Consider the following 6,335-nt stretch of genomic DNA (forward strand, 5'->3'; position numbering starts at 1 on the left):
CGCTACACTGGCAAAAAATCGCCCGGCGAAAGCCGGGCGATTGTCGTTTGGAGCGATCTATCGAGAGAGCGGTAATCAGCGGCTGCCACTCAACGGGTCGTTTTCGTTCCAATAGGGCGTCGCGTTGTAATAGCGATGAACGTGCTCCTCCCATTCCCGGTCATAAGACGCATCATGCCCATCCGCCGTGCGTCGAGGCGCGCCGCGAAGCTGGTCCTCGGAGAGGTTCAACTCGTAGGCATCCAGTTCGGTGTTGTATCTCAGGACTCCCCACGGAAGCGTGTAGTACTCCTCTCCCAGCCCCATGAAGCCGCCAAAGCTCATGACCGCGTAAGCCACCTTTCCTGATCGCTTGTCGATCATCACGCGCTCGATCGTTCCAATCTTTTCACCATCGCTGCGGCGGACGGGCGTACCTTCGACCCGATCGCTGGCGATCAGACTATGGGTTTCGCGAATGTCGCCGCCGCTCTGTGCCGTCGTCTGCATCGTCTTCTCCCTTTCACCGTGAATGCCAGGGCAACGCGCAGGCGAAAAAGTGGGTTCCGGCCGCTTTCCGACGCGTCGGGCCACCCCGTTAGCCTCGTGAAGAGGTCAGTCGACCACCTTCGGAAGGTCGCTGGAACCCCTCCAGCTGGGTCACGTTGACCCATTTTTGCCGGAGACATGCAGAGGAGCAGCGGAGATGAACGTTCATCAGAAGCCGGTCGAAGAGCAGGTCGTCGTGATTACCGGCGCATCGAGCGGCATCGGCTTGGCAACGGCTCGACTGCTCACAGAGAGGGGCGCACGAGGACTGGTGCTTGCCGCCCGGAACGCGAGCGCCCTGGGGCAGATCGCGGAAGATTTGAACCGGCATGGTACCCGCACCGTTGCCGTTCCTGCCGACGTAAGCAAACGCGAGGATCTGGAGCGGGTGGCCCGAACAGCCATCGACACGTTTGGCGGCTTCGATACCTGGATCAACGACGCCGCGGTGGCTCTCTATGGAACTGTCGATCAGATCCCCTTGGAGGACCAGCGCCAGCTCTTCGAAGTGAACTATTGGGGTGTCGTCAACGGATCACTGATCGCCACACAGCACCTGCGTAGACGAGGCGGCACCATCATCAATCTGGGAAGTGTTCTTTCCGAGCGGACCATGATGCTCCAGACGCAGTACTCTGCCTCCAAGCATGCAGTGAAAGGCTTTACCGACGGCCTGCGGATGGAGCTCGAACATGAGAGGGCACCCGTATGGGTGACGCTGATAAAACCCTCCTCCATCGACACGCCTTATGTGGAGCACGCGCGAAACTATTTGGGTGCCGAAGCTGCCGTTCCCTCACCTGTTTATGATCCCGGTCTCGTCGCAAAAGCGATCGTTTTTGCTGCAGAGAACAAGAGACGGGAACTCACGATTGGATTCGGCGGATGGGCCTTGGGGGCTATGGGTAAAGTCGCCCCGCGCATGGTGGATCGCGCCATGGAGTGGACAGGATATGCGGCCCAGACGACCCATCATCGGGAGCGTCCGCAGATGCGGGACAACCTCTATCGCGCACGTGAGGATGGAGATGTCTATTCGTCCCTGCCGCGAGAGCCACGCAAGACCAGTCTCTTCCTCGAGGCGCAGATCCATCCGGCCGTCACGGTAGCCGTTCTGGTGGGGATCGCCGCCGCGGCTGCAGCAGCCCTCCTCATGCCCTTCACGTCGAGACCACGCAGGCTCCGTCGCCGTCCAGCCCCGCATTATTACGCTGTAAGGCGTCACATAGGAGACGGGCACGACCAGCCTTCCATGGGGCCCGGCCACATGTCCAGGCGCCTCCAACCCGGCGCTCGTCCTCAACCTCACCATTGAGCGACGATGAGACAAGCCGTCGGAGGAAGGCGGCACAGCCGTTCCAGAGAACGCAACGGCGCGCTAGCCTTTCATTCATGTCGCTGATTCGGAGAATCGTTCTGAGCCTCTTGCTCTGCCTCCCCGCTGCTGTCGGAGCCCAGGACCGGGGAACGCTCGACCCCAAGCCGCTGCCGGCGCTCGCGCACCCTGATGATCCTGCTCTCGCCGCGAAGGAACTCTTCGGCCGTCGGGACAAACCGGCCGCGATGCCCCCTCACTCGATCGGCGGATACGCTCGCGGTTGTCTGGCCGGAGCCACAGCCATTCCTATCGACGGCGATACGTGGCAGGTCATGCGGTTGTCGCGCAACCGTAACTGGGGACACCCTGACCTGATCGCATTCCTTCAGCACCTGTCGGCGAAGCTTCCGCGCATCAATGGCTGGCCAGGGTTGCTCATCGGGGACATTTCGCAGCCACGCGGCGGGCCCATGATCACAGGACATGCGTCTCATCAGATCGGCCTCGACGCGGACCTATGGTTCACGCCGATGCCTTCGCGACGTCTCTCGCGTGCGGAGCGCGAAGAAATGTCCGCCACGAACGTGGTGCGCCCGGACGGTCTCGATATCGATCCTCAGACTTGGACGCCGCAACATACCGCCCTGCTTCGCACGGCCGCGATGGAGCATGACGTCGCCCGCGTTTTCGTGAACCCTGCCATCAAGAAGGCGCTCTGCCGCGAAGCGGGACAGGATCGCGCTTGGCTGCGGAAAATCCGACCGACATTCGGGCACAATTATCATTTTCACGTCCGGATCGCATGCCCCAACGGGAGCTCAGGGTGCGCCGATCAGGATCCGCCCCCGCCAGGCGACGGCTGCGGGGCGGAGCTTGCGCAGTGGTTCACGCCGGAAATGCTTCACCCGAAGCCTGGAAAGCCACGCCCGCCTCTGACGGTGGCTCAGCTTCCCGTCGAGTGCCGTCGAGTCCTGGCTGCACCGTGATCTTGCTTCAATGAGAACTCGGACGCTGTGGATCGCGTCTGGGCACGGTGTTCAACCGCAATTCGGGATTGTCCAGTGCCGAACGGACAAGATCACAGCAGGCAAAAACTGCGTCTCCCGGGTGTCTCCCATAGACGCAGGGAACTTTACCTGGCGGCGACGCCCGTGCCGATCTGACAGGCGACGCCCGTACCCCCGATGCCGCAATAGCCGTTGGGATTCTTCGCCAGATATTGCTGATGATAATCCTCGGCGAAGTAGAAGGGTCCAGCCTTGAGAATCTCTGTCGTGATCGGGGCAAGACCTTGGGCGGAAAGCGCTTCTCCATAGGTCTTTTGCGATGCCTCTGCGGCCCGACGCTGACCATCATCGAATACATAAATTCCGGAGCGATACTGCGTTCCGACATCGTTACCCTGGCGCATGCCCTGGGTCGGATCGTGGCTTTCCCAGAACGTCTTCAGCAGAGCCTCATAGGAGATCTTTTGCGGATCGAAAACCACCAGCACGGCCTCGTTATGTCCAGTCAGCCCGGTGCAGACCTCTTCATAGGTGGGGTTGGGCGTGATGCCGGCCGTATATCCGACGGCAGTGATCCAGACGCCATCGCCCAGCTGCCAGAACTTTCGCTCCGCGCCCCAAAAGCAGCCGAGGCCGAACAGAGCCTTCTCATACCCTTCCGGATAGGGCGGCATGAGGGGGCGCCCATTGATGAAGTGGGTCGATGCCGTCGGGAGAGGGATCTCACGCCCTGGGAGGGCCTCCGAGGGTGTAGGAAGATCGAGTCGCTTGCGGAAACCGAACATGGCCAGCCTTTCGTTTTCCTAAATATAGTAACAATTTATGCGGGTAGGAGGCCGGGCCTCGTCACCATCCCGTGAGAGCCCGCCTAGCGACCGGCAAGATACCCGATCGGCTCCGCAGACTTTTGCCCGACCCAGAGCAGGAAGGCGCCTATGAAGAACGCCGTGACGGAGGCCGGAAGCTGAAGGAGGTGGACAAAGAGCGCGTCCCACAGCCAGGGCGACAAACCGGTCGTGACTCGGGACTGAAGCCCCGGGACACCGCCAGGCATGACGAGCCCGACGAGACTGTCTACCGATGTAAACGATATCACGTTGTTGACGATGGAACGGGCCCCGTCGATCACTAAACCAACGAATCCTGCGGCAACGAGCAGGAGGCCTAAGGTACGCGCCAGAAACTTCAGCAAGGGCCCTCTCCGAACGAGGAGGCTATTTTAGGGCGTTTCTGCGGGAAGGAAAAGTGTCACTGGAAAACGCGTGCAACTTCGATCTTGCCTTTTCCATCCATTTAGAGCTACACGAACGCCCTCTGCCGATGGCAGTCCTGTTCGATCGCTCCATTCGTGAAGCAGGTATGGACCGAACAGTATGGCCTTAGGGCCGACGTGGAGGGGTGGCCGAGTGGTTGAAGGCGCACGCCTGGAAAGTGTGTATACGGGGAACCGTATCGCGGGTTCGAATCCCGCTCCCTCCGCCAACCATTCCTAATATGCTGAAATTGAAGCTGTATTCCTCGAGAACCTGAGTCTCGTTGGTGACACGGTGTCAGCGGGTTTCGCGGTCTGGACCGGGACATGCGGCGCTTTGGAGTATCTTCAACGTCGCCGTGGAGGGTGGCTCGTTCGTCTCCGGGTGCCGTAGCATCTCATGGCAGCGATCGGCCAGAACCATCTTGTGCGCTCGCTCGACACCAAGGATGAGACCACGGCCCAGCGGCGTCGGTGGGTGGCATTGGCTGATCGAAAAGCGCGATATCTATGACCGTAGGCTCCGGAAGCTTCAGGAGCTTGGTATGGGAAAGATCAGCGAAATCGACGGCCCGCTCATCTGATAAGCTTTAGGATGGTGCCGATTTCCTACATGCATGGCGCTGATAAGAGGCGGTTGGCAGACGTGCGTAGGCGCAGGCAAGGCTATTGAGCGCTTCCACCGATCCATGCGCCTCAGTCCGCTCGGTCCCATGCACTTCAACGCCTTCGTCGGAATCGGAGGCGCGCACTTTGGTAAGGGCGAGTATGACGATGCAGCCCGCTGGATCGAACAGGCTCTTCGTGAGAAACCGAGCGCCACATGGGCCTATCGACCCCTGACGACCGCGTACGCCAATGCTGGGCGTCTGGAGCAGGCCAAGCAGGCTGCGGCCAAACTTCTTGAGGCCTTTTCCGGCCTGACAGACCGCGGCTGAGGTCCAAGATACGGATCGATCGCCGCTTTGTCGTCGCGTATCGCCCGAACACGGGCTTCAGCCTCCCGAAACTCGGCCTCGAGTGTCGCTCGTTTCTGCTTCAATTCCCCGGTGAGGGATTCCAATGTTTTCCTCTGGACATGTTCCGGAGCCCACCCTTTGTAGGGAAATCAGGTCTGGTGGCTTTTGCTACCGAATGCCGAAGTTCATGATCCATTTCCATAGCGCTCACGATCCCGACCCGTCGTCGACGGCTGTGAATTACCGTGCTCGCGCCTCCCGGGAGTTGCTGAGCGATGAGCGCGGACGCGGCTATAACTGGGTTAGGCGCGCTCGCTGGCCTTGAACCGCCAATACATGAATGGGTGGTTCTGGCATTCACTCGGCTAGGTAGGGATCGGTTAACCATTAGGCGTCGACGATGCCCTTGGGGCCGACTCATTGCATCTTGTCGAGGATCTCTGGAAATATGCGATATGTTGCGGCCGGACTGATCACCGTCGCCGTCTATGTTACATCGGGAATGCTATTGGATCACTTCGCGGAACCAATGTTCAGGCCCGTCGGATGGCACGTCCTTTCAATGCTAGACATGAGATGGTGGCGGGGTGGCGCTGCAGTTGCTGTCGCTTCCGGCATCGTCTGGATCGTCATCAGGAGGCGAAGGAATGCACTCCTGAGATGGCGCAGAGAGTTGGCGGCTCGAGCGAGGGCATGATCGGCGATGCGACAAGCCACCACCGGAAGAGTCATGTCATACCGGTGCTCAACACGGGACGTGGCAGCGAATGGACATGGAAGACACAGGCTCATTCCGCACGAAGAGGGCGCGCTAGGCTTTCGAGGCGGGCTGCCCCAAGCAATCAGTAGCTAGCCCGAAGTCCGGCTATTGTCGCGTCACGGGCATTCGCTGCACTTCCGCCTCGTGCCAGGGGCTGACCTTCGCTTTCCCTGTAAGCCAGACAATCACACTTGAACTCAGTTCAAGCGTCGTCCTGTTTCGTTATCGAAGAGATGAACGAGGGCGGGATCCGGTTGGATGCGGATCGTCTCGCCCGGTTGAGCACTGATGCGCTCGCGGAACACACAGGTCATGTCCCGGCCCTGCACACGGGCGAAGACCTGGGTTTCCGACCCGGTCGGCTCGATCACGCTGACCTCGACCGGAATTCCCTGATCCGAGAGATGGAAATGCTCCGGCCTGATGCCGTAATAGGCCGGTCGGCCCACCGCGGCAGGCGGCATTCTCCCGACCGGAAAGGTCAGGTCGCCGACGACAAACCCCGCCTCGC

The 6,335-nt window shown here is 60.4% G+C and carries 8 protein-coding genes and 1 tRNA gene; 5 read left to right on the forward strand and 4 right to left on the reverse strand.

Features of this window, described 5'->3' with window-relative positions; genetic code table 11:
* Window positions 1-75: 75 nt before the first annotated feature.
* Window positions 76-489 carry a PRC-barrel domain-containing protein gene (locus K9B37_RS10770; RefSeq protein ID WP_224313066.1) on the reverse strand — a complete coding sequence of 138 codons (414 nt, stop codon included), beginning with the start codon at window positions 487-489 and terminating at the stop codon, window positions 76-78.
* Window positions 490-685: 196 nt separating this feature from the next.
* On the opposite strand from K9B37_RS10770, the gene K9B37_RS10775 reads away from it, so the two are divergent.
* Both K9B37_RS10775 and mepA read left to right on the forward strand, forming a co-directional pair.
* Entirely contained in the window at window positions 686-1,843 is a 1,158-nt protein-coding gene (locus K9B37_RS10775) for an SDR family oxidoreductase (RefSeq protein WP_224313067.1), read from the forward strand.
* Window positions 1,844-1,920: 77 nt separating this feature from the next.
* Complete coding sequence (gene mepA, locus K9B37_RS10780) at window positions 1,921-2,832, forward strand: penicillin-insensitive murein endopeptidase (protein WP_224313068.1); 912 nt, start codon at window positions 1,921-1,923, stop codon at window positions 2,830-2,832.
* Window positions 2,833-2,978: 146 nt separating this feature from the next.
* Here mepA and msrA read toward each other — a convergent pair whose 3' ends face one another.
* Window positions 2,979-3,638, reverse strand: coding sequence for a peptide-methionine (S)-S-oxide reductase MsrA (gene msrA, locus K9B37_RS10785; RefSeq protein ID WP_224313069.1), 660 nt, complete (start codon window positions 3,636-3,638; stop codon window positions 2,979-2,981).
* A gap of 83 nt (window positions 3,639-3,721) precedes the next feature.
* A complete protein-coding gene (locus K9B37_RS10790) occupies window positions 3,722-4,045 on the reverse strand; it encodes a PetM family of cytochrome b6f complex subunit 7 (protein WP_224313070.1) in 324 nt (107 codons plus the stop codon).
* Between the two features lie 200 nt (window positions 4,046-4,245).
* Here K9B37_RS10790 and K9B37_RS10795 point away from each other — a divergent pair.
* The 3 genes from K9B37_RS10795 (at window position 4,246) to K9B37_RS10800 (ending at window position 5,043) form a co-directional block, all read left to right on the forward strand.
* A tRNA-Ser gene (locus K9B37_RS10795) sits at window positions 4,246-4,335 on the forward strand.
* A 219-nt stretch (window positions 4,336-4,554) separates the two neighbouring features.
* Entirely contained in the window at window positions 4,555-4,689 is a 135-nt protein-coding gene (locus tag K9B37_RS24630; protein WP_255616528.1) for a hypothetical protein, read from the forward strand.
* Window positions 4,690-4,794: 105 nt separating this feature from the next.
* Window positions 4,795-5,043: a tetratricopeptide repeat protein gene (locus tag K9B37_RS10800; protein ID WP_224313071.1), complete on the forward strand. Its 249-nt coding sequence runs from the start codon at window positions 4,795-4,797 to the stop codon at window positions 5,041-5,043.
* 978 nt (window positions 5,044-6,021) lie between these two features.
* On the opposite strand, the gene K9B37_RS10805 is transcribed toward K9B37_RS10800, so the two are convergent.
* Window positions 6,022-6,335 (reverse strand): TOBE domain-containing protein (locus K9B37_RS10805; protein ID WP_224313072.1); only part of this gene is annotated, 314 nt, incomplete at its 5' end.

It is taken from the genome of Microvirga puerhi, from assembly GCF_020089865.1.
Classification (GTDB): domain Bacteria; phylum Pseudomonadota; class Alphaproteobacteria; order Rhizobiales; family Beijerinckiaceae; genus Microvirga; species Microvirga puerhi.

Bases quoted from the DNA above. Each gene is read 5' to 3' on its own strand.
- K9B37_RS10770 (WP_224313066.1), bottom strand. From the start codon at position 489: ATGCAGACGACGGCACAGAGCGGCGGCGACATTCGCGAAACCCATAGT.
- K9B37_RS10775 (WP_224313067.1), top strand. From the start codon at position 686: ATGAACGTTCATCAGAAGCCGGTCGAAGAGCAGGTCGTCGTGATTACC.
- mepA (WP_224313068.1), top strand. From the start codon at position 1,921: ATGTCGCTGATTCGGAGAATCGTTCTGAGCCTCTTGCTCTGCCTCCCC.
- msrA (WP_224313069.1), bottom strand. From the start codon at position 3,638: ATGTTCGGTTTCCGCAAGCGACTCGATCTTCCTACACCCTCGGAGGCC.
- K9B37_RS24630 (WP_255616528.1), top strand. From the start codon at position 4,555: ATGAGACCACGGCCCAGCGGCGTCGGTGGGTGGCATTGGCTGATCGAA.
- K9B37_RS10800 (WP_224313071.1), top strand. From the start codon at position 4,795: ATGCGCCTCAGTCCGCTCGGTCCCATGCACTTCAACGCCTTCGTCGGA.